Source organism: Catenulispora sp. GP43 (assembly GCF_041260665.1).
GTDB lineage: Bacteria > Actinomycetota > Actinomycetes > Streptomycetales > Catenulisporaceae > Catenulispora.
The window spans coordinates 686,020-706,898 of record NZ_JBGCCT010000001.1 but is presented as its reverse complement, the minus strand read 5'-3'; the positions used below and the strand labels follow the sequence as shown (position 1 = coordinate 706,898).

Genomic DNA, 20,879 nt, shown 5'->3' with positions numbered 1-20,879 from the left:
AAGCGGTACGCCGTGCTGGCAGTCTCTGAGGTGTTCACACGGGGCTGGGAAGCGAAACGCTGTCCGGCTGACGCGGGTGGCGCTCCGGTGGGGCGCTCAGACTAGGGGAGGGCTTCCAATGGCGAGCATTTCCATTACATACCACGACATGTCGGACGCGGCTGGCAAGCTGACCAGCTACCAGACGCAGATCCAGGACACCCTGAAGCAGGCGCAGTCGCTGGTGCAGAACCTGGTGAGCTCCGGCTTCGTCACCGAGGCCGCGTCGAAGGCGTTCGACCACGCCTACGCCGAGTTCACCCAGGGCGCCTCGAAGATGATCGAGGGCATGGAAGGCATGAGCAAGTACCTGAACAACGCCGCCCAGACGATGCAGCAGACGGACGAGCAGCTGGCCAAGGGCATCGGCGGCTGAGCAAGCCGTTGTGCCGGGCCCGCCGCGCGGGCTGAGCGCTGCCGAAGGGGCCCCCTCCGCATGGAGGGGGCCCCTTCGTGTTCTGCGATCTGCTTCGTGTTCTGCGACAAGGGTCGAGCGGCGCTGTCAGCCCTGCTGCCGCAGGCTGTTCGTGTACCCCGTGCACGCCGCGTAGTTCGGCAGCAGTCCACTGTCCTTGGCCTCCGCCAGCGACGGCGATTTCATGTCCCGCTCCGACAACTGCGGCACCTCGGCCGGCCAGTCGATGCCGAGTTCGGCGTCCAGCGGGTAGACCCCGTGCTCGTGGCCCGGGTTGTAGGTGGCCGAGCACAGGTAGGTCAGGGTCGCGTCATCGGTGAGCGCGCAGAAACCGTGGCCCAGGCCCTCGGCGATGTACACGGCCTTGCGCGTGTCCTCGTCCAGGCGGACGCCCTGCCACTGCCCGAAGGTCGGCGACCCGACGCGGATGTCGACGATGACGTCCAGCACCGCGCCGCGGGTGCAGGTGACGTACTTCGCCTGTCCCGGCGGGACGTCGGCGAAGTGGATGCCGCGCACCACGCCGCCCGCGGACACCGACAGGTTGCCCTGCCTCAGATCCAGGGGGTGGCCGACGGCCTCGGCCAGCAGGTCGAAGCGGTACCACTCCGTGAACAGGCCGCGGGGGTCGCCGTGCAGGCGCGGGGTGATCTCCCAGGCTCCGTCGATCGACAGGGGCGCGATGTCCATGCGGGAGGGGTCCTCGTTTCCGGTGAAGGGCTGCGGGGTCGGATCGCGGGCTGGATTCAGATCGCGGGGTCCGGGTTCAGATCGACGGGTCCAGGAGGTGCTGCAGGTACTCGCCGTACCCGCTCTTGCACAGGGGCTCGGCCAGCGCGGTCAGCTGCGCGTCGGTGATGAAGCCGGAGCGCCAGGCCACTTCCTCGACACAGCCGACCTTGTAACCCTGCCGCTGTTCTATGACGCGGACGTATTCGGCGGCCTGGACCAGGGAGTCGAAGGTGCCGGTGTCCAGCCACGCGGTGCCGCGCTCCAGGACCTGCACCTGGAGCTCGCCGCGGTTCAGGTACTCGACGTTGACGCCGGTGATCTCCAGCTCGCCGCGGGCGCTGGGCTTGAGCTTCTTGGCGATCTCCACGACCTGGTTGTCGTAGAAGTACAGACCGGGGATCGCGAAGCGGGACTTGGGCTTGTCCGGCTTCTCCTCGATGGAGACCGCGCGGCCGGCGTCGTCGAACTCCACCACGCCGTACTCGCGCGGGTTGGCGACCTGGTAGGCGAAGACCACGCCGCCGGCCGGCTCGGTGAGGGTGCGCAGCTGACGGCCCAGACCCACGCCGTGGAAGATGTTGTCGCCCAGGACCAGGGCCACGGACTCGTCGGCGATGAAGTCCTCACCGAGGATGAAGGCCTGGGCCAGACCGTCCGGGCGTTCCTGCGCGACGTAGGAGATGTCCAGGCCCCACTGCGAGCCGTCGCCGAGCAGGCGCTGGAACTGCACCTGGTCCTCGGGCGTGGTGATGACCAGGATCTCGTAGATGCCGGCCATCACCAGGGTGGAGAGCGGGTAGTAGATCATCGGCTTGTCGAAGACCGGCATGAGCTGTTTGGACACGCCCTTGGTGATCGGCCACAGCCGTGAGCCGGTCCCGCCGGCCAGGATGATGCCACGCATGCAGGCCACTCTAGCCGGGTCGCTGGTTCGGCCACCTGCGGGAAGTGGGATTGAGCCGTGCCCGGTAGCATCGCGCAGGTGAGGATTCTTGTCACCGGCGGTGCCGGGTTCATCGGCTCTGAGTATGTACGCCAGCTCCTGTCCCGGCCGGGTGCGCCCGATTCCGTGACGGTGCTCGACGCGCTGACCTATTCGGGGGTCGAGGCGAACCTGGAACCGGTCCGCGACAATCCAGGCTTCTCCTTCCGGCGCGGCGACATCCGGGAGGCCGAGGTCGTCGAAGCGGTGATGCCCGGCCACGACGCCGTGGTGCACTTCGCCGCCGAGTCGCATGTGGACCGTTCGATCCTGGGCGCCGGCCCCTTCGTCACCACCAACGTCGTGGGCACGCAGGTGTTGCTGGACGCGGCGCGCAAGCACGGCGTGGGCCGCTTCGTGCACGTGTCCACCGACGAGGTCTACGGCTCCATCGACGAGGGCTCGTGGACCGAGGAGTGGCCGCTGGCGCCGAACTCGGCGTACTCGGCCTCCAAGGCCGGCTCGGACCTGCTGGTGCTGGCCTACCACCGCACGCACAAGATGGACGTGGTCGTCACCCGCTGCTCCAACAACTACGGGCACTACCAGTTCCCGGAGAAGATGATCCCGCTGTCGGTGACCAACCTGATCGACGGCGGGACCGTCGCCCTCTACGGCGACGGTGCCAACGTGCGCGACTGGCTGCACGTCTCCGACCACGTCCGCGGTATCGACCTGGCGCTGCGCCAGGGCCGGGCCGGCGAGGTCTACAACATCGGCGGCGGCACCGAGATGACCAACAAGGACCTGGTCCAGCTGATGCTGGACGGCACCGGCAAGGACTGGACGTCGGTGCGCATGGTCGAGGACCGCAAGGGCCACGACCGCCGCTACTCGCTGTCGATCGACAAGATCCGGCGGGAGCTCGGCTACGAGCCGCAGGTGCCGTTCGAGCAGGGCATCGCGCAGACCATCGACTGGTACAAGAACAACCGGTCGTGGTGGGAGCCGCTGAAGGCGAAGGCGGCTCTGGAGAGCGCGGGCGGGTCCGGCGCGTCCGGCGCGAGCGGGAGCGCGGCGCTGTGAGCCGGCCGATCGTGATCGTGCCGGGGCGCGAGGCCCCGCGCCGCTGGCTGGTCACCGGGGCCGGCGGGATGCTCGGGGCGGACCTGGCGGCCCTGCTCAGGGCCGAGCCGGCCGCGCAGGTGACCGCGCTGACCCGGGCCGAGCTCGACGTCACCGACGCCGCCGCGGTGCGGGCCGCGGTCGACGGCCACGACATCGTGGTCAACGCCGCGGCCTGGACCGACGTCGACGGCGCCGAGACCCACGAGGCGGTGGCCACCGCGGTCAACGGCGGCGGCGTCAGCGCCCTGGCCTCGGCCTGCGCCGCGAGCGGGGCCCGGTTCCTCACGGTCTCGACCGACTACGTCTTCGACGGCAAGGGCGCCGCGCCCTACGCCGAGTACGCGGCCACCGACCCGATCAACGCCTACGGCCGCTCGAAGCTGGTCGGCGAGCAGGCCGTGCTCGCGGTGCTGCCGGAGACCGGCTACGTGGTCCGGACGGCCTGGCTCTACGGCGCGCACGGCCCGAACTTCGTCCGCACCATGCTGCGGCTGGCCGGCGAGCGCGAGACCCTGGACGTGGTCGACGACCAGGCCGGGCAGCCGACCTGGACCGGCGCGCTGGCCGGGCAGCTGATCGCGCTGGGGCAGGCCGCGCACGCCCCGGCCGGGATCTACCACGGCACCGCCTCGGGGCAGACGACCTGGTTCGGTCTGGCCCGCGCGGTGTTCGAGGAGGCGGGGCTGGACCCGGAGCGGGTGCGCCCGACCACCTCGGACAAGTTCGTGCGGCCCGCCGAGCGTCCGAAGTACAGCGTGCTCGGCCACGAGCGCTGGGCCGAGGCCGGGATCCCGGAGCTGGGGGACTGGCGCGCGATGCTGACCGCCAGCGGCGTGGCGGCCCCGGGCCAGGTGGGCTGAGGGCCGTTCGACCATTTGGACGACCGCGAACCGGGTAACAGGCATCAACGGTCGGATAGTCGGACATAACGACCCCATGACCGACATGTATGACGGCGACGACCGCGGCCCCGGCCCTGAGGAGTTCGGGAGCCCGCTGCGGATGCTCGGGCAGGCGGCCTGGCAGGCGCTGATGCTGATGGGTCTGGCCGCGATCGCCATCGGCGTGTGCGCCGTGGTCTGGCCCGGGCGGACCCTGCTGGTGATCGGCGTGCTGTTCGGGATCTATCTGCTGATCAGCGGGGTCATGCAGATCATCGCGGCCTTCGGCGACCACATCAGCGCGGGCATGCGCGTGCTCAACCTGATCGTCGGCGCGCTGTCGATCCTGCTGGGCCTGTTCTGCTTCCGGAACTCGCTGCACAACTCCGTGCTGCTGCTCAGCCTCTGGATCGGCATCGGCTTCCTGATGTGGGGCATCGCCACCATCGCGTCCAGCGCCGCGGCCCCCTCCGGGGTGGCGGGCCGCGGCTGGGCCTTCTTCGCCGGCTTCATGACCCTGCTGGGCGGGATCATCATCATCTCCTGGCCGATCGGGTCCATCTTCACCCTGGCGGTCTTCACCGGGATCTGGCTGATCGTGGTCGGGCTGATCGAGGTGATCCACGCCTTCAGCCTGCGCAACAGGGTCAAGCACGCGGCCGGTCCCGCCGGCCGGCACGCGACGGTCTAGCGCCGCACCGCCGGATGCTCGGCCCCCGCGGGCAGGTAGCGGGGGTCGACGCGTTCCCGCAGGCCGTCGCGGAAACCGCGCAGCAGGGCCGGGATGTGGGTCCGCCGCTTGGGCTCGAACAGCAGCGTGTTGGTGAAGCGCTCGCCCATGAAGATCAGCGTTGAAGCCAGGGCCCGAGGTCGACTCGCGAAGTGGCCGCGGTGCAGGATCGAGACGTTACGGCCGATCCAGTAGAGCCGCCACGCCGGATAGTGGCTGTAGTGCGCGGTCCGGCCGAACCTGGTGTGCACCTCGCAGGCGCCGATCTCGTGCGGCAGCCGCAGGCGCCAGTCGATGACGATGCGCCAGCCGGCCCGCCGCACGTCCAGGCAGAACGCGACGTCGACCCAGTCCAGGAACATGTCCTCGTCGAACGGCACCTTCTCCAGCACCTCGCGCCGCACCAGCATCCCGGAGGTGATGACCGCCTCCTCGTCGGACACGGAATCGTTGCGGCGCGCGTCCGAGCAGTAGTAGCGCTGATGCTTGGGATCCCACGGACTCGGTGCCGCGATCCCGACGGCCGGGTCGGCCAGATCGGCGACCAGTCCCGGCACGATCTCCGGCGGCAGCTCGGAGTCCTGGTCGAGGAACAGGACGGCCTCGGCGTCCGCGGGCAGCTCGCGCACCGCGATGTTCAGAGCCGCGCCCAACCCCACGTTGCGACCGTGGTCGATGACGGTGACCCGCGGCCCGGCCAGCGCTGGAGCGCTGGACTCCGGGGCACCGCCGCCGGGGCCGGCCGGGGTGTTGTCCACGACGATCACCGAGGTGCAGCTGCGCAGCGCCGCCTCGACCGCCGCGGCCAGGCGCTCGTCGGGGTGATAGGCGGTGAAGACAGCGGCCACGCGCATCGCGGGGAACCCACCTTTCAGTGACGGAATCTACAAGCGTATATTGTGCCGATTGGCATCGACTACCATCGAATCTCGTGTCCCCTCCCAGTGCCGAGCGCCCGCGCGTAATGCGCTCCGTCCTGAGCCGCCTGGTGACGCCCGGTCCGCTGCTGGCGATCGGGCTCGGGTCGACGACGGTGGCCGCGTCACTGTGGTTCGCGAACGCCAACCGCGCACTGAGCAGCCATTCGACGGCGGGACTCTACGCCTTCTACTTCCTGGTCGGGACGATCGGCACCGGGGTGCTCGCCGGCCTGGAACAGGAGATGACGCGCACCGTCGCGCGCACCCACGCCGCCGGGCGCCCGGTCGGGGTGGCGGTCCGCGGTCAGCTGCGGCAGGCCGCGGGGCTGGCGGCCGTGACGGTCGTGATCCTCGGTGGCGCCTCGCCCTTCCTGGTCTCGCACTTCTTCGGCGGGGACTGGACGTTGGCGCTGGCGCTGCTGGCCGGGCTGGCCGCGACGTGGGCTTCGTTCCTGGTGCGCGGGGTGCTGGCCGGCTGTCAGGACTTCCGCTATTACAGCCTGACCCTGGTCGTTCAGGGCCTGGCCACGCTCGTGCCGAGCGTGCTGCTGACGCTCGCCGACGGCGCCTACTCCCGTCCGGTCGGTGCCGCGCACCAGGCCGGCGGCGGGACCGGGCCGATGCTCGGATACGCCTTCATCTTCGCGCTCGCGCCGCTGGCCGCCGCGCTGAGCGGACTCGCCTCGCCGGTGCTGCGCCGGTCCTGGCGCGCGACCGGCGCGGCGACCGGCAGGGCGGCCGACTCGGTGGCCGCCGCTGGTCCCCCGGTGGACGCGGCACTCGCCGACGAGGTCGTCGCGGCCGGCGACGGCGCCGAGACCCTGCCGACCACCGTTCTTCCCGAGCCCGACGAGGAACCCGGCGGCAGCCCTCGCGAGAAGCTGGTCCTGCTCACCCTGGCCACCCTCGTCAGCCAGCTCCTGATCAACGCCGTACCGCTGATCATCGGCCAGCGTCTGGCCGCCGGCGACACGCACAGCGTCGACCTCGGCAAGTCCCTGAACTCGTCCATGGGCCTGTCCCGGCTGGCACTGCTGTGCCTGTTCCCGTTGCAGGCGCCCCTGCTCCCGCTGCTGGCGGCCGCCGCCGTGCGGGGCGACTTCCGGGAGGTCCGGCGCAAGACCGGCTTCCTGATCGGGGCCTGCCTGGCGGCCGGTGCGCTGGGCGTCGTCGCGGTGGTCGTGGCGGGGCCGTGGCTCCTGACGGTCTACCTGCACACTCCGGCGAAGCTCTCCCGCCCCTTCCTCGCCGCCCTCGCGTTGAGCACCGCCTTCCTCATGACCGCCTTCGTCCTGCAGTCCGCGCAGGTCGCGCTGAACCGGCACCGGGTGGTCTTCGCCTCCTGGCTGGCCGGGCTGGCCGCGATGGCGGTGGTCTTCGTGCTGCCGCTTTCGTCGCTCGGGGCGGCGGCTTGGGCCGGGATCCTGGGGCCGCTCGTGGTGACCGTGATCGCGGCCGCCGATGTGATGTTCGTGACCCGGCCGGTGCCGGTCGCGGTCGACGGCGTCACCGGCGTTGACCAGGCGGTTCCGGTCCCGGTCGAGCAGGCGCCGGCGGAGCCGGAGCGGGGTTCCGGGCACGGTGCGCCCGTCGCGGAAGGGGTGCGCCGATGAGCGCTATGCCCTGGCGGGGCGGCCCGCGGCGCCCCGATCCGGGAATGGAACCCGGTAGACTGCCCGGGTTCACCCATCGGGATCAGCCGACTACCGACGCGCCGGGGCGCGGCGTTGCGCGCCATCGCTCCCTACCGCGCCACCACCGCCATCAATCCGGGAGTGGATCCGCATGAAGCTGGCCATAATGACCGGTGTCGTGGCGCTCCTGCTGCTGGCACTGATCTTCGAGCTGCTCCGGCGCCGCCAGCTGCGCGAGAAGTACGCCGTGCTGTGGCTGGTCGTCGGGCTCGTCACGCTGCCGCTGGGCTTCATCCCGTGGTCCCTGGACAACGTCTCCAGCTGGCTGGGCGTGGCCAGCGGCGCGAGCCTGGTGCTCTTCCTGGCCGTGGTGTTCCTGCTGATCGTGTGCATCCACCTGAGCTGGGAGGCCTCGCGGCTGGAGGACGAGACCCGGTCGCTGGCCGAGGAGGTCGCGCTGATCCGGGCCGAGCTGCGCGAGGTGAAGGACAAGCACGCCGAGCTGGAGAGCGGGCTGGAGGCCGAGAGCGAGGCCGCGCGCGCGGTCCGGGCCGGCGGTGCGACCGGTGCGAACGGCCACGCCGTCGGCATCGTGACCCAGCGGGACGGGAAGGCGGTCGTCAGTGAACGCTGACCAGCGCGTCCTCGTCATCGTCCCGGCGTGGAACGAGGCCGGCTCGATAGCGGACGTCATCGCCGAGGTCCGCGACGTGCTCCCGGCCTACGACATCCTGGTCGTCAACGACGGCTCCACCGACGACACCGAGCGTGTGGCCCTGGCCTGCGGCGCCCGTGTCGTCTCGCTGCCCTACAACCTCGGCGTCGGCGGCGCCATGCGCCTGGGCTACCGCTACGCCGACGAGAACGACTACGACGTCGCGATCCAGCTCGACGCCGACGGCCAGCACGACCCGCGCTACGTCCCCAAGCTCATCGACGGCCTCGGCCAGGCCCAACTGGTGCTCGGCGCCCGCTTCGCCGGCGAGGGCGACTACGAGACGCGCGGACCGCGCCGCTGGGCCATGACGCTGCTGTCCCGGGTCCTGTCCCGGATGGCGAAGACCAAGCTGGACGACACCACCTCGGGCTTCCGTGCCTGCGACCGCGAGATCATCAGGCTGTTCGCGCAGTGGTACCCGGTGGAGTACCTGGGCGACACCGTCGAGACCCTGGTCCGCGTCATACGCCTGGGCCACCGGGTCGGCCAGGTGCCGGTGGCGATGCGCCAGCGCACCGCCGGCACGCCCAGCAACTCGCCGGTCAAGGCGGCGGTGTATCTGGGGCGCGCGCTGATCACGCTGCTGCTGGCGATCAACCGCCGATGACCCCGCTCCCGCCCGCCGCCGAATCCCGAACCGTGAGGCCTCAGACGCATCCATGACGACCATCGACATCATGCTGCCGTACTACGGCGACGTGGCCCTGATGCAGACCGCGGTGCGGAGCGTCATCGCGCAGTCGGACCCGGACTGGCGCCTGACGGTCGTCGACGACGGCACCGAGCCCGGCGTGCCGGAATGGTTCGCGGCCCTGGACGACCCGCGCGTCAGGTACCGGCGCAACGAGCAGAACCTCGGCGTCACCGGGAACTTCAACAAGTGCCTGGACCTGGCCGAGGCCGAGTACATGGTGATGATGGGCACCGACGACGTCATGCTCCCGGGCTACGTCGCGCAGATCCGCCGCATCGTCGCGCGCTACCCCGGAGTCGGCATCATCCAGCCCGGCGTCGAGGTCATCGACAGCGCCGGGCAGGTCGTGAACACCATCGCCGACCAGGCCAAGGCCCGCATCTACCTGCCGCGCTTCACCGGCACGGTCCTGATGGGCGGCGAGGCCCTGGCCGCCAGCCTGCTGCGCGGCTGCTGGTTCTACTTCCCCTCGCTGTGCTGGCGCACCGAGGCGATCAAGAAGGCCAGCTTCCGCCCCGACCTCGACATCATCCAGGACCTGGCGATCGTCATCGACCTCATCGAGGCCGGCGCGACCATGGCCCTGTCCGACGAACTGGCCTTCCAGTACCGCCGGCACGACGCGAGCGTCAGCTCCGTGGAGGCCATGGCCGGCAAGCGCTTCGCCGAGGCCCGCCGCTACTTCGTCGGCGCCGCCGCGCAGATGGACGCCCTGGGCTGGCCCAAGGCCGCGAAGGCGGCCCGCCGCTACACGGCCTCGCGCCTGCACGCGGTGACCCTGCTGCCGTCGGCGCTGAAGGCGCGCTCGGCCCCCGGCGTGCGGAACCTGGCGCGCCACGCATTCCTGCCCGCACCGCGGCCGGAGCAGCCCGGCCGGCCCGTGAAGCGCTGACGGCGCTCTGAGGGGACTGAGGGGACACGACGTGAGAATCGCCGCCGTAGTGACGGCCTACCACCCCGACGAACGGCTGCTCGCCGTCGTCGACTCCGTCCAGGAGTCCTGCGCCGAGATCGTGGTCGTGGACAACACCCCCGAGGGGGCCGCGTCCGTGGTGGAGAAGATCGAGGACACCGCGACCGTCACCGTGCTGCGCTCCGGCGTGAACCGCGGGCTGTCGCACGCGCTGAACCTCGGCGTCTCGCGCCTGTCGGCGGGCGTCGAGGCGGTCATCTTCCTGGACCAGGACTCGGTCCTGGCACCGGACGTGGTCCCGCGCCTGGCCGAGCACTTCAAGGACCCGACCATCGGCGTCGCGACCCCGGCCCCGTGGGACCCGGTCCACGAGCGCTTCTACGAGACCTTCTCCGGCCGGCACGAGGACGTTGCGGACCGGGCCATCTCCATCACCTCCGGCATGCTGATCCGCCGCGACCTGCTGGCCCGCGTCGGCGAGTTCCGCGAGGACTTCTTCGTGGACTACGCGGACCTCGAGTACTCACTGCGGGTCCGGCGCGCCGGCGCGCGCATCGTCCAGGACAAGCGCCTGAAACTGCCGCACTCCATCGGCGAGCGGCGCACCCACGCGTTCTTCGGGATGCGGGTGCCGGTCACGCACAAGGCCGCCTGGCGCGACTACTGGCAGCTGCGCAACGGCCTGATCACGGTGCGGGAGCAGGGGCGCTTCTCACCGGCCTGGGCCGTGACGGCGGTGCTGTACCTGGGACGCGCGGCGGTGCAGGCGGTGCTGTTCGAGGACGACCGGCGCGCGCACGCCGGCGCGGTGGCGCGCGGGCTGCGTGATGGTGTGACGCAGCAGTACAGCTTGCGGTACTTGCCGACGGGGGCGGAGCTGACGGTGCATCCGGAGCGGAAGCGGCGGCGGAACCAGCGGGGCTGAGCGCGGGATCAGCGCTCAGCGAAAGAACTGATCCCGGCCCCGCACCAGATCGCACGGCACCGTCATCGACCACGTGACGAACGCCGGTGCCACCCGGATCTCCGCCTCGCGCGCGTCAGGACTGCTACACGCCGCCGACGCCTTGGTGATCTCCGCGTCGAACGACGGGCCCTTCCCCCGCCACTGCATGTCCTGCGAGTACCCGCCGAAGATGCACAGCCCCACCAACCCCAGCGCTCCGTAGGCGGGCACCAGTCGCGGTGACGTCAGTGCGGTGCCCTCGCGCGGCGTCAGCAGGCCCGCCACCGCGACCAGGAACAGGCAGATCGCCGGCAGCTCATAGCGCGGGGCCGCGCTGCCACCCTGCATGGCCAGCCCGCAGAACAGCAGCAGGCTGTGCACCAGTGCGACCATGACCAGCGGCCAGTTCGGCTGGGTCACCCGCAGCAGCGCCAGCACCAGCGCCATGCCCGCCAGCGCCCACGCCACGTAGTGCGCATCCTTGCTCTGCACGACCATCCCGACGCGGGTGTCCGCGTGCTCCGTGAACAGCCCCTGCCCGACAACGGTCTGCACGTACTCCCGCACCGCCCACACCGGGTCGTAGTGCGGCGAGATATTGCGGCTCGTCAGCGCGTTCCGGAAGAGGATCCCCACCGACTGGAACACCATCCCGACGCCCATGGCGATCGCCGGCAGGGCTCCGCGCACGCCGCGCAGCGTTCGCCACCGCAGTACCGCGAGCGGGAAGAACACCATCGCCACCGGGTCGCTGCCCACCGTGCAGAACAGCACGATGGCCGCCAGTATCTGTGCCCGACGACGCACCGGGTTCCAGATCACCATCCAGAACGCCGTATAGAGGAACAGGAAGTGCAGACAGGCGAAGTTGTTCGCCAACTCCAGCTGCCCTATATACGGAAGTGCCACAGGGGCTGCCACTGCTATCCGCAGTGCGGGGGAGCGTAGATGCCGTCTGGAGGCTCGGTATATAAGCAGCGCACATGCGCTCGTGATGAGCGCACCCATAGTGGCGATCACCCAAGCGGCCCAAGCCAGGGGGAAGATCCTGACGATCTCTATAAGGACCCGCGGCACGAAGTGCAGGTAGCCGTTATACGGGGTGAACAGCAGGTCGACGAAGTTGTGCTGCAACGTCCCCTGATAGAAGACCCGCGCATCCTCAGCCCATATGGAGTCCGTCGCCCCGAACCCCTTGGTCCGCATCAGCGACAGCGTGACCCCCGCCGCCAGGGCCACGGCCCCGATGACAGGCTTCTTCCACGAACTCCACGATCTCAACGAACTCCACAAGCCGCCGCGCTGCCCCGGAGTCGTTGCGGAAACCTCGGCAGCACGATCGGCTACGAACACGTCTGAGACCCCCCTACACGGAACACATAAAGCGCCGCGTCTCCGATAAACCCGTAAGTCTTGTAGTGCTGTACAGAGACTAGCGACCACCCGGCCGCCATGCGCGGAGAGGGCGAAACCACGTAGCAGGGGAAGTGGTTCGGCAGATATTCCAGGGCGCCGAAGTAGGACCGGTCGACCGAGTGGTCCGCGTGGTCGGACATCGCCGTGGGGGAGTGGTACCCGTCCCAGACCAGGCCCGCGTCGATGTGCTCGGCGCCGGCCTGGCCGGCGGCGACGATGCGGCTCGCGGTGTTCCACACCGCCGTGTCGAAGGTGAAGGCGTTGACGGTCAGCGTCGCGCCGGTGACCGCGACCATGCCGGCGGCGACGGCGATCGGCGCGATCCGCCGCGGGGCGCGCAGGGCCCCCGGCGCGGGCAGCGGTTCGGACAGCAGCAGGGCCAGGACGGGGATCGCCATCGGGATCAGGTACCGGTCGTAGATGTCGGTGCCCCCGCCGATCTCCATCAGCGTGCCGACGACGGTCGCGACCGCGAACAGCAGCAGTTCCGGCCGGATGCGCAGGCCCCAGCCCTCGGTGCGCACCCGGTCCACCACCGAGCCCACCAGCAGTGCCGCCGAGGCGTAGGCCACGCACGCCAGCGCCATCCACCACCCGCTGCCGAGCAGGATCGGCCGGCCGGCGGCGCTGGCCGCGGAGTAGGCGCCGTCGTGGTTGACGTAGTTGCCGAGGAAGGCGCCCTTGTCCTCGGAGACCAGCAGCCCGGCGGCGACCGTCGCGACCGCCGCCGTCCAGGCGGGCCGGGACCAGCGGCGGGGGCGCACCATGGCGAACACCGCCGGGCTCACCGCGAGCGCCACGATCAGCAGGCCCTGCACCATCTCCACCGATACCAGCTCGGCGGTCACCTTGCGCACCGTGAGGTCCGGTGCGGCGCCGCCGGGCACCTTGCGGCGCCAGAGCTCGAACAGGCCCGTGGCGGCCAGCAGGAGGGCTCCAGGGGCGAGGATGTGCGGGATGCGGAAGGTGGGGAACCGGTCGGCGCGGAACCGGGCCCGGAACAGGGCGACCGCCAGGATCGCCGCCGGGGCGGCGAGGACCTGCTCGCGGACCGTCGCGCCCCACAGGCCTGCCGCGCAGGCCGCGGCGAGCCACGGCACCGAGAGGCGGTCCAGCGCGCGGCGTCCGAAGGCCAGCGTCGCGGCGATGGCGGTGAAGGCCGGGATGTCGGTCATGAACGACGTGGACAGCAGCGCGAAGCCCGGCCACAGCGCCACCAGCAGGGTGCCGAGCGCGGCGCGGCGGCGGCCGGCCGGGCCGAGCGCCCCGGCCAGCACGTCATAGCAGGCCAGCAGCCCGGCCACGGCCAGGACGGCGATGAACACCGACTGCGCGGCCAGCGAGGCCCCGACCGGCCAGGCCACGACCACCAGGCCGGCCAGGCCCATCATGTTCCAGTTGTACATGCGGACGTGCCCGGTGTGGACGAAGTCCTCCGCGGAGCGTCCGAAGGCCCAGGTGTCGTTGTGCGGGATGCCCAGGTTGCCGCTGAGGGCGGCGTACGCGAGCGGGATGAGGACGCCGAGCAGCAGCGCGGCGCCGAGCGGGACCATCCAGGGCAGGGAGCGGCGCGCGGAGCCGGTGCCGCCGTGGTCTTCGGAGGGGGCCGGTGCGCGCGTTTCGTGCGCGACTCCTGTCGCCAAGGCTGCCGCCCCCGTTCCTCACCTTGGGTACACCCGTTTATCGACGTGTATAGAGTTCCGAGGCTACCTCAGTGACCATGGGCGTCGCCGCGTCTCCACTACGATGAAACGATGCCGACGATCGCCGCGGTAGCCACCGCCTTCCATCCGGATGAACGCCTCACGGCCGTCGTCGAGGCGGCGCTGAAGAGCTGCGTGCGAGTCGTGGTGGTGGACAACACTCCCGGCGACGGACCGTTCCTGACCGATGCCCTGCGTGACCGCGCCGGCGTCACGGTGCTGCGCGACGGCGGCAACCGCGGCCTGGCCGGGGCGCTGAACAGCGGGGTGGACACCCTGCTCGCCGTCGACGGCGGCGAGCAGCCCGACCTGCTGCTCTTCCTCGACCAGGACTCGGTCCTGGGCGAGGACCTGGTGCTCGGGCTCGCCGAACACCTGGCCGACCCGGCGGTCGGCATCGCGGCGCCGGCGGCCTGGGACGAGCGGCAGGGGCGCTACTACGAGCCGGGCACGGAGAAGGGCCCGGACGTCGCCGACCGGGACACGGTCATCACCTCCGGCATGCTGGTCCGGCGCGACGTGCTGACCGAGGTGGGCCGGTTCCGCACCGAGTTCTTCGTGGACCACGTCGACAACGACTTCTGCCTGCGCGTGCGCGCCGCCGGATACCGCGTGCTGCGGGACAAGCGCCAGAAGCTGGCGCACAGCCTGGGGCAGCGCAACCAGCACAAGCTGCCCGGGGTCTCGGTGTCGTCCTCGCGGCACCCGACCTGGCGCCTGTACTGGATCGCCCGCAACGGCACGGTCCTGATGCGCGAGCACCGCAAGGACGCACCGGCCTGGACCCGCGGCACCGCGGCGTACCTGGTGTGGTGGTTCGGGCTGCGCACGGCGATCGAGGCCCCGCGCGGGGCGCGCGCCCTGGCGATGCTGCGGGGCTTCCGGGACGGGTTCCGGGGAAAGACGTCCCGGCGCTATCTGCCGCCGGGAGCGGAGCTGTAGGACCCGCTCAGGAGGCTGAGGTGACCGCCGGGCCGCGGTCCTCCGCCGAGCTCGGGCCCGGCGCGATGGCCGTGCCCGATCCGTTCGCGGAGTGCTGCTTGCCGTTGGCGCCGTTGGCGCCGTTCGGGCCGTTGCCGGTCCCGTTGACCGCGGCCGGGGCGGGCACCGTGACCACCGTCCGGTCCGGGGCCGGGAAGTCTCCACCGGAACCCTCGCTCGCCTCCGCCGGATACGGCGCCCAGCTCTTGAGCACCACCAGCGCGGCCAGCCCGGCGCCGGCCAGGTACAGCAGCACCACGCCGGCGATCGTCCCGGGCGGGTTCCACGTCGGGTGCAGCGAAAGCAGCGGGCCATAGGTGCCCACGGCGTAGCGGCGCAGCGTCATGTAGAACATCAGGAAGCCGAGGACCAGCGTCGACGCCGTCACCGCGAGCGGCAGCCGGGCCACCGCGCCGCGCAGCCGCTCCCGCCGCGGTTCGCGCTTGGCCAGTATCGTCGCGGCCAGCAGCGGCAGGCCGACGGCCACCGCCAGCAGGTAGCGGCCCTGCCAGATGTAGCCCAGGCTGGCCGCCTGGCGGCCCTGCGCCAGCACCGGGATGAAGACCACCGAGCCGGCCAGCACGGCCAGCGCCGCGATCTCGCGCAGCCGCCCGGCGGCCACCGCGCCCGCGATCAGCGCCAGGACCGGGATGAACCACAGCTCGGCCAGGTTGTACGGCGCGCGCACGTCCAGCCAGCCGAAGAAGCCGACCATCTGCCGCATGTAGTCCACGCTCAGCCCGAAGGTGTGCTCGGCCGCGACCGGGAAGGTCAGCTCCGGGTGGGTGGCCGCGGTGCCGGTGCCCAGGACGTTGAACTTCGCGGTCCAGGCGATCGAGCCCAGACCCACCACGCCGACCACGGCCGTCCACAGCCAGACCGCGGGCCGCCGCAGCACCGAGCGCAGGGCTCCGCTGTGGCCGGCCAGCGCCGCGCAGACGATGATGACCAGCGCCCACGCCGGGCCCAGCTGCCGGACCGACACCAGCGCGATCGTGGCCAGGCCGGCCCGGGTGAGCAGCCGGGGCACCAGCTCCGGGCGGGGGTCCGTCAGCAGGCTGAGGACGGCGGCCCACAGCAGCAGGGCCGAGGTGGCCTCCAGCGAGTTCGGGTTCACCGAACCGTTCAGGAACAGCACCATCGGGGTCGCGGCGGCCAGCACCGCGGCCATCGGGTAGCGCCGGCGCCGGCTCCAGCCGAAGGCCGTGACCACCGCGCTGGCCAGCATCGCCGAGCTCAGCGCGGCCGAGACCAGGCGCATGCCGTACATCCCCAGCGGCCCCGGCGACAGCAGGCTCGGCCAGCCGACCGCGAGGTAGTACAGGGGGTTGTTGGACCCGGCGGTGGTGCCGGCCAGGGCGGTGCCGGGCAGCGAGCCCAGGTGCCGGGAGCAGGCGGCGGTGACATAAGGGCTGTTGAAGTAGCACTCGTGCAGGTTCGTCAGGAACGAGTACGCGGTCGGCAGGCGGTAGCCGGTCATCGGGACTTCGTTGGTGACCCGGCCGTTGTGCGTGATGACCGTGATCGGCGTGCCGTGCAGCTGGCCCCGGACCGTGGCCGCGGCCTTCACCATGTGCCAGGGCTCGTCCGGGACCGAGGTCAGCGGGGAGGCCAGGGCCCAGGCGGCGGCCAGGGCGAAGAAGGCCAGGAACGCGGTGATCCAGACGCGGCGCGGGGTCCAGGTGTCGGGGGCGATGCCCGCGACCAACCGATGCCGCATCCGTCGTACTCCTTCGTCCGGTGACCCGCCCCGCAACGAAACCGGCCGCTCCCCCATGGCCCTCGGGCGTCCATCCATGCTAGCGACCTGTCCAGGTAAGGGACGTCGGCGCTTATGAAATCCTTATATACCGTTCACGGATTGTGACCGTTTCGACGTCCGATATCGGCATGGAGCGGGCCGCCCTCAGGGCCAGGGTGAGCAACACCACGACGCCGGCCACACCGAGCAGTACCGCCGGGACCCCGGAGCCAGGGGGCGTCCACGCCCCGGAGAACGGGTTCACCGACGAGGTCTCACCGAACAGGAAGAACAGGTTCGGGTGCAGGCCGTGGAAGGCGTGCTGGAACCGGATCATGGTGATCCACAGCGCGACGCCCTGGGTCGGGATCAGGATCCAGGCGGCCCAGCGCATCACCGTGGCCTGGCGCGGGACCGCGACCAGGCCCCGGTCGGCGAGCACGAACCCGGCCAGGATCGGCGCCCCGACCAGCATCGGCAGCGCGTAACGGCCCTGCGAGAACCACCAGCCGCCGGCCGCGGCCTGCAGGTCGGCGGCGACCAGGAACAGGTAGCCGCCGGCCACGATCGCCGCCAGTTGCAGCAGCACCCGCCCGCCGGCCCGGCGCGCGGCCGCGACCAGGAGCGCGCCGACGGCCGCGAACCAGACCAGGACCAGCGGCAGCGGGACCGCGACGTCCCCGAAGGAGGTCAGCCCGACCAGGCCGTTGGTGTACATCGGGACCCGGTGGGTCAGCTCCTTGACCAGCAGGCTCATGCCGTGCGGGATGGCGTTGGTCGACTGGCCGCTGGCCGGGATGCCGGCCTGGGTGGACAGCAGTATCCAGCCCGCGCCGACCGCCGCGGCGAGCACCACGACCGCCGACCAGACCTGGACCGATCGTCGGCGGGCCAGCTCGCGGAGCCGTTCCGTGCCGGCCCCGAACGCGGTCACCACCAGGGCCGCCAGCAGCCAGCCGATGCCCAGTTCGCGCAGGACGGCCAGGACGCCGGCCGAGACGCCGAACAAGGCGAGTGTCCACTTGGAGTCGTCGCGGGCCATCAGGATCGCGATCAGCGAGGTCCACACCGCGACCGCGGCCGCGATCTCCGGACCGGCCGGGTTCACCGCGCCGGTGAGGTTCACCGCGACCGGGGTCACGGCCAGCAGGACGCCGCCGAGCACCAGCGGCCCGCGGCCGCGCGCCAGCCGGGCCGCGACCGCCACCGCGCCGCCGAGCAGCGCGCTGGTCAGCAGGCAGGTCAGGAGCCGTGCGGCGATGACGCCGTGGTAGTCCGGGAAGAGCTTGATCGGCCAGCCGGTGACGGCGTAGTAGATCGGGTTGTAGTTCGCCGCTCCGCTGGTGGTGACCACCATGCGGTGCTCGTCGCCGGGCGCGGGGGAGGCCACGCAGGCCGCGGTGACGTTGAGCTTCCAGCGCATGCAGGACTGCGGGTCCGGGTCGGCGATGCCGTTCGGGACCAGGCTCTTGGGCACGGTGATGTGCGCGTCGGCGACGTTGATCTGGCCGTCCAGCACGCCGTAGGCGCGCACGACGTGACGGAACTCATCCGCCGAGCCGTCGTAGGGCATGGCCAGGGACCAGGCGGAGCCCAGCAGGAAGAAGCCGACGAACGCCAGCAGGAACGCCTTCGTCCCCGTCGAGCGCGGCTTCAGGCGCAGGGCGGTACGGGACGGGGCGGATGGCATCCCGTCAGTTTAGGGCCGTTCATCGTACGGATCGACCCACCTTGCTGTGAAGACGGCGACGGCCGGCGAATTCCGGGCCGGTGACCGGGGTCACACCCGGCCGGCGGCCTGGGCCTCGGCGGCCGGGGTCGGGGCGCCCGCCGGATCGGCCGGATCGGCCGCAAGGGCGTCCTCGGCCCCGGCGAAGCGGGCGTTCCGCAGACCCCTGAGGCTGAAGGCCATCGCCAGCACCACGCCGGCCGGGCCGACCAGCGAGGCCGCGACCGCCGCCGCGACCGGGTCGCCCGGCCACACCACGGCCACACCCATCGCGACCGCGCCGATCACCCAGGCGATCGGCACCTGGCGCTGGCGGGCCAGGCCGATCAGCGTCGGCTGCAGGACGCCGACGGTCATCAGGCCCGCCGTCCCGATCGCCATCAGCACCAGGGAAAGCGCGGAGATCCCGGAGGCGTGGAAGAAGGTCTTGAGCACCCACGGGCCCAGCACCCCGAGCCCGGCCCCGGCCAGGGAGCCCAGGGCCAGCATGGCGATCGAGCCGGTGCGGACCGTGGTGCGCACCGCGCGCATGTCGCCGATCGCGCCGGCGGCCGTCAGGCGCGGCAGCAGCAGCGCCGTCACCGGGCCGACGAGCAGCAGCGGGATGCGGGCCAGGGTGGCGGCCTGGACGAAGGCGGTGGCGGTGGCCGGGTGCGCGCCGAGGCGGGAGCTGGCGCCGAGGGCCGGGAGGTTCGCGACCAGCTGGGTCAGCAGGGCGGCGCCGACGAGGAACAGCAGGCCGGCGGAGTACCAGGCCCGCAGGCCCGACTCGTGGGTGTCGGTGTCGGCGTTGGCGTTGGCGTCGGCCTTCGCGTCGGCGTGGACAGCGGCGTCGGCGTGGGTGGCGGAGGCCGCGGTGCCGGCCGCCTCAGCGCGCTGCCGCGCGAGCCGGGGCCGGAGCCAGAAGTACCAGCCGATCCCGGCGGAGAAGAAGAGGCCGCAGGAGTACACGGCGCAGTAGATGAGGGCCGAGCCGGCGCCGACGGCCACGATCGCCAGGCACGGCACGATGCGCGAAAGGCCCTCGGCGACGAGGGTCGCGGAGTAGCCGCCGAACAGCTGCTGCCCCCCGAGCAGACCGCGTACGAGGTATGACAGCGCGTAGCTGACCGTCCCGACCAGCACGGTGGGGATCAGGACCCACTGCTTGTGCAGCGGCCCGGCCACCAGGATCGGCGAGGCGGCCGCCACGAACACGCAGCACACCGCGAGCAGCGCGGCCGTGTGCCGGACGGCGCGGCGCATCACCGGACCGGTGTCGTCCCCGACCGCCGCCGCCCGGCTCAGGGAGCGGCTGGTCTCCTGCTCCAGTCCCGCGAAGACGCCCTGGCCGATGAGGTTGACCAGGACGTACATCGAGGCCATGGCGGCGGCCTCTTTCTTGTCGCTCAGTCCGCCGGCCAGCATCAGGAACAGGTAGCCGCCGCCGGCCACCAGGAGAACCGAAGCCGTCATCATCGCCGAGGGGGATTTGGCGAGGCGGCGTATCGAGGTCAGCGTCATCGAGGAATCACCGGGGCCTGGAGGTGGTGCGGGCGGCGAGGGGGACGTGTCGATAGTGCCAGATCCGCGGGGTGGCGCGAGCACGCCTCGGGCCTGCCTACGTTTTATGTAGCATGTTGGCTTGTTCCACAGGATGTCGAGAGGGGTGGGCGCCATGACTGGCGGCGACGCTGCGGTGATCGAGTTCCTCATCCCCTACTACGGGAGTCCGGAGTACCTGCACCAGACCATCGCCAGCATCAGGGCCCTGGAGGACACCGACTGGCGGCTGACGGTGGTCGAGGACGCCTACCCGGACGGCCTGGAAGTCGAGCGCACGGTCCGTGCCCTGGAGGACGACCGCATCCGGTACGTCCGCAACGAGAAGAACCTCGGCAACAACGCGAACACGTACCGTTGCATAGAGCTCGCCGAAGGTGACTGGTTCGCCATGCCCGGCGCCGACGACCTGGTGAACCCGAACTACGGCCGCGCGGTCGCCGACCTGATCCGCCGCCACCCGGACGCCGCGATGGTCCAGCCCGCGGTCGAGGTCATCGACGAGGCCGGCGCCCCGCACTTCCCGCTCCCGGACAAGATCAAGCGCCTGACCCGCCCCGGCACCGGCGAGGTCGTCCTCAAGGGCGACGCGGGCGCGGCGAGCCTGCTGCGCAGCAACTGGCTGTACACCCCGGCCTCCTGCTACCGCCGCGAGCACCTGCAGAAGGTGTCCTACCGCGAGGGCATCGACGCCGCGCACGATCTGGCCTTCATCGTGGACGTCATCATGGCCGGCGGCGAGGTCGTGGCCGGCAGCGAGGTGGCCTTCCGCTACCGCCGCCACGGCTCCAGCCACTCCAGCTCCTTCGCCCGCAGCGGCCGCCGCTTCGAGCAGGAGCGCAAGTACTTCGAGGACATCCAGGCCGAGCTGATCGCGCTGAACTGGAAGACGGCCGAGCGCGCGGCCCGCCGCCGGCTGCTGTCGCGGCTGAACGCGCTGAGCCAGATCCCCGGCGCGGCGAAGGCCCGGGACGGCGGGGCGGCCAAGGCGATGCTGCGGCACGGGGTGCGGTAGGGGGCTGCGCACGGGCGCCAGCCCACCCGCCCACCTTTTCTCAGCCGACGAAGTCGCGAAACCCGAAGGGCCCGGTTCCA

General features: G+C 71.4%; 19 protein-coding genes. 11 read left to right on the top strand and 8 right to left on the bottom strand.

What is annotated here, in order from left to right; all coding sequences use genetic code 11:
* Nucleotides 1–118 precede the first annotated feature (118 nt).
* Complete coding sequence (locus ABH926_RS03150; RefSeq protein WP_370363710.1) at nt 119–415, top strand: WXG100 family type VII secretion target; 297 nt, start codon at nt 119–121, stop codon at nt 413–415.
* Nucleotides 416–541: 126 nt separating this feature from the next.
* On the opposite strand, the gene rfbC is transcribed toward ABH926_RS03150, so the two are convergent.
* Together rfbC and rfbA are read right to left on the bottom strand one after the other, a co-directional pair.
* Nucleotides 542–1,144: a dTDP-4-dehydrorhamnose 3,5-epimerase gene (rfbC, locus tag ABH926_RS03145; RefSeq protein WP_370363709.1), complete on the bottom strand. Its 603-nt coding sequence runs from the start codon at nt 1,142–1,144 to the stop codon at nt 542–544.
* Between the two features lie 76 nt (nt 1,145–1,220).
* Nucleotides 1,221–2,090 carry a glucose-1-phosphate thymidylyltransferase RfbA gene (gene rfbA / locus ABH926_RS03140; protein ID WP_370363708.1) on the bottom strand — a complete coding sequence of 290 codons (870 nt, stop codon included), beginning with the start codon at nt 2,088–2,090 and terminating at the stop codon, nt 1,221–1,223.
* Between the two features lie 78 nt (nt 2,091–2,168).
* Between rfbA and rfbB the strand changes: the two genes are divergently transcribed.
* The 3 genes from rfbB to ABH926_RS03125 all read left to right on the top strand — a co-directional run bounded on the left by rfbB (nt 2,169) and on the right by ABH926_RS03125 (nt 4,808).
* Nucleotides 2,169–3,194 (top strand): dTDP-glucose 4,6-dehydratase, encoded by a 1,026-nt coding sequence (rfbB, locus tag ABH926_RS03135; protein ID WP_370363707.1) that lies wholly within the window; start codon nt 2,169–2,171, stop codon nt 3,192–3,194.
* Between the two features lie 68 nt (nt 3,195–3,262).
* Nucleotides 3,263–4,096, top strand: a complete 834-nt coding sequence (gene rfbD / locus ABH926_RS03130; protein ID WP_370363825.1) for a dTDP-4-dehydrorhamnose reductase — start codon at nt 3,263–3,265, stop codon at nt 4,094–4,096.
* A 76-nt stretch (nt 4,097–4,172) separates the two neighbouring features.
* On the top strand, nt 4,173–4,808 hold the full coding sequence (locus ABH926_RS03125; RefSeq protein WP_370363706.1) for an HdeD family acid-resistance protein: 636 nt from the start codon (nt 4,173–4,175) through the stop codon (nt 4,806–4,808).
* On the opposite strand, the gene ABH926_RS03120 is transcribed toward ABH926_RS03125, so the two are convergent.
* Nucleotides 4,805–5,701, bottom strand: a complete 897-nt coding sequence (locus tag ABH926_RS03120) for a glycosyltransferase (RefSeq protein ID WP_370363705.1) — start codon at nt 5,699–5,701, stop codon at nt 4,805–4,807. The genes ABH926_RS03125 and ABH926_RS03120 overlap by 4 nt on opposite strands.
* 77 nt (nt 5,702–5,778) lie before the next feature.
* Here ABH926_RS03120 and ABH926_RS03115 point away from each other — a divergent pair, with 77 nt between their 5' ends.
* The 5 genes from ABH926_RS03115 to ABH926_RS03095 all read left to right on the top strand — a co-directional run bounded on the left by ABH926_RS03115 (nt 5,779) and on the right by ABH926_RS03095 (nt 10,651).
* Complete coding sequence (locus ABH926_RS03115; RefSeq protein WP_370363704.1) at nt 5,779–7,380, top strand: hypothetical protein; 1,602 nt, start codon at nt 5,779–5,781, stop codon at nt 7,378–7,380.
* 172 nt (nt 7,381–7,552) lie between these two features.
* Nucleotides 7,553–8,035: a DUF2304 domain-containing protein gene (locus ABH926_RS03110; RefSeq protein ID WP_370363703.1), complete on the top strand. Its 483-nt coding sequence runs from the start codon at nt 7,553–7,555 to the stop codon at nt 8,033–8,035.
* A complete protein-coding gene (locus tag ABH926_RS03105) occupies nt 8,025–8,726 on the top strand; it encodes a glycosyltransferase family 2 protein (protein WP_370363702.1) in 702 nt (233 codons plus the stop codon). Before ABH926_RS03110 ends, ABH926_RS03105 begins: the two co-directional genes overlap by 11 nt.
* A gap of 52 nt (nt 8,727–8,778) precedes the next feature.
* A complete protein-coding gene (locus ABH926_RS03100) occupies nt 8,779–9,705 on the top strand; it encodes a glycosyltransferase family 2 protein (RefSeq protein ID WP_370363701.1) in 927 nt (308 codons plus the stop codon).
* Nucleotides 9,706–9,736: 31 nt separating this feature from the next.
* Entirely contained in the window at nt 9,737–10,651 is a 915-nt protein-coding gene (locus ABH926_RS03095; RefSeq protein ID WP_370363699.1) for a glycosyltransferase, read from the top strand.
* Nucleotides 10,652–10,666: 15 nt separating this feature from the next.
* Here the strand turns inward: ABH926_RS03095 and ABH926_RS03090 are convergent, their stop codons facing one another.
* A complete protein-coding gene (locus ABH926_RS03090; protein ID WP_370363697.1) occupies nt 10,667–11,911 on the bottom strand; it encodes a hypothetical protein in 1,245 nt (414 codons plus the stop codon).
* 104 nt (nt 11,912–12,015) lie between these two features.
* Nucleotides 12,016–13,731 (bottom strand): hypothetical protein, encoded by a 1,716-nt coding sequence (locus ABH926_RS03085; protein WP_370363696.1) that lies wholly within the window; start codon nt 13,729–13,731, stop codon nt 12,016–12,018.
* A gap of 111 nt (nt 13,732–13,842) precedes the next feature.
* Here ABH926_RS03085 and ABH926_RS03080 point away from each other — a divergent pair, with 111 nt between their 5' ends.
* Nucleotides 13,843–14,733: a glycosyltransferase gene (locus ABH926_RS03080; RefSeq protein ID WP_370363695.1), complete on the top strand. Its 891-nt coding sequence runs from the start codon at nt 13,843–13,845 to the stop codon at nt 14,731–14,733.
* Nucleotides 14,734–14,740: 7 nt separating this feature from the next.
* Here the strand turns inward: ABH926_RS03080 and ABH926_RS03075 are convergent, their stop codons facing one another.
* The 3 genes from ABH926_RS03075 to ABH926_RS03065 form a co-directional block, all read right to left on the bottom strand.
* Nucleotides 14,741–16,492: a DUF2142 domain-containing protein gene (locus ABH926_RS03075; RefSeq protein WP_370363694.1), complete on the bottom strand. Its 1,752-nt coding sequence runs from the start codon at nt 16,490–16,492 to the stop codon at nt 14,741–14,743.
* Between the two features lie 112 nt (nt 16,493–16,604).
* Nucleotides 16,605–18,203: a DUF2142 domain-containing protein gene (locus tag ABH926_RS03070; protein WP_370363693.1), complete on the bottom strand. Its 1,599-nt coding sequence runs from the start codon at nt 18,201–18,203 to the stop codon at nt 16,605–16,607.
* Nucleotides 18,204–18,293: 90 nt separating this feature from the next.
* Nucleotides 18,294–19,745 (bottom strand): lipopolysaccharide biosynthesis protein, encoded by a 1,452-nt coding sequence (locus ABH926_RS03065; protein WP_370363692.1) that lies wholly within the window; start codon nt 19,743–19,745, stop codon nt 18,294–18,296.
* Between the two features lie 154 nt (nt 19,746–19,899).
* On the opposite strand from ABH926_RS03065, the gene ABH926_RS03060 reads away from it, so the two are divergent.
* A complete protein-coding gene (locus tag ABH926_RS03060; protein WP_370363691.1) occupies nt 19,900–20,799 on the top strand; it encodes a glycosyltransferase in 900 nt (299 codons plus the stop codon).
* Nucleotides 20,800–20,879 lie beyond the last annotated feature (80 nt).

What these genes read in the sequence shown, in the direction of transcription:
- rfbD (WP_370363825.1), top strand. Translation starts at nt 3,263, where the DNA reads ATGCTCGGGGCGGACCTGGCGGCCCTGCTCAGGGCCGAGCCGGCCGCG.
- ABH926_RS03060 (WP_370363691.1), top strand. Translation starts at nt 19,900, where the DNA reads ATGACTGGCGGCGACGCTGCGGTGATCGAGTTCCTCATCCCCTACTAC.
- ABH926_RS03075 (WP_370363694.1), bottom strand. Translation starts at nt 16,492, where the DNA reads ATGCGGCATCGGTTGGTCGCGGGCATCGCCCCCGACACCTGGACCCCG.
- ABH926_RS03110 (WP_370363703.1), top strand. Translation starts at nt 7,553, where the DNA reads ATGAAGCTGGCCATAATGACCGGTGTCGTGGCGCTCCTGCTGCTGGCA.
- ABH926_RS03070 (WP_370363693.1), bottom strand. Translation starts at nt 18,203, where the DNA reads ATGCCATCCGCCCCGTCCCGTACCGCCCTGCGCCTGAAGCCGCGCTCG.
- ABH926_RS03120 (WP_370363705.1), bottom strand. Translation starts at nt 5,701, where the DNA reads ATGCGCGTGGCCGCTGTCTTCACCGCCTATCACCCCGACGAGCGCCTG.
- rfbA (WP_370363708.1), bottom strand. Translation starts at nt 2,090, where the DNA reads ATGCGTGGCATCATCCTGGCCGGCGGGACCGGCTCACGGCTGTGGCCG.
- ABH926_RS03065 (WP_370363692.1), bottom strand. Translation starts at nt 19,745, where the DNA reads ATGACGCTGACCTCGATACGCCGCCTCGCCAAATCCCCCTCGGCGATG.
- ABH926_RS03150 (WP_370363710.1), top strand. Translation starts at nt 119, where the DNA reads ATGGCGAGCATTTCCATTACATACCACGACATGTCGGACGCGGCTGGC.
- rfbC (WP_370363709.1), bottom strand. Translation starts at nt 1,144, where the DNA reads ATGGACATCGCGCCCCTGTCGATCGACGGAGCCTGGGAGATCACCCCG.
- ABH926_RS03125 (WP_370363706.1), top strand. Translation starts at nt 4,173, where the DNA reads ATGACCGACATGTATGACGGCGACGACCGCGGCCCCGGCCCTGAGGAG.
- ABH926_RS03100 (WP_370363701.1), top strand. Translation starts at nt 8,779, where the DNA reads ATGACGACCATCGACATCATGCTGCCGTACTACGGCGACGTGGCCCTG.
- ABH926_RS03080 (WP_370363695.1), top strand. Translation starts at nt 13,843, where the DNA reads ATGCCGACGATCGCCGCGGTAGCCACCGCCTTCCATCCGGATGAACGC.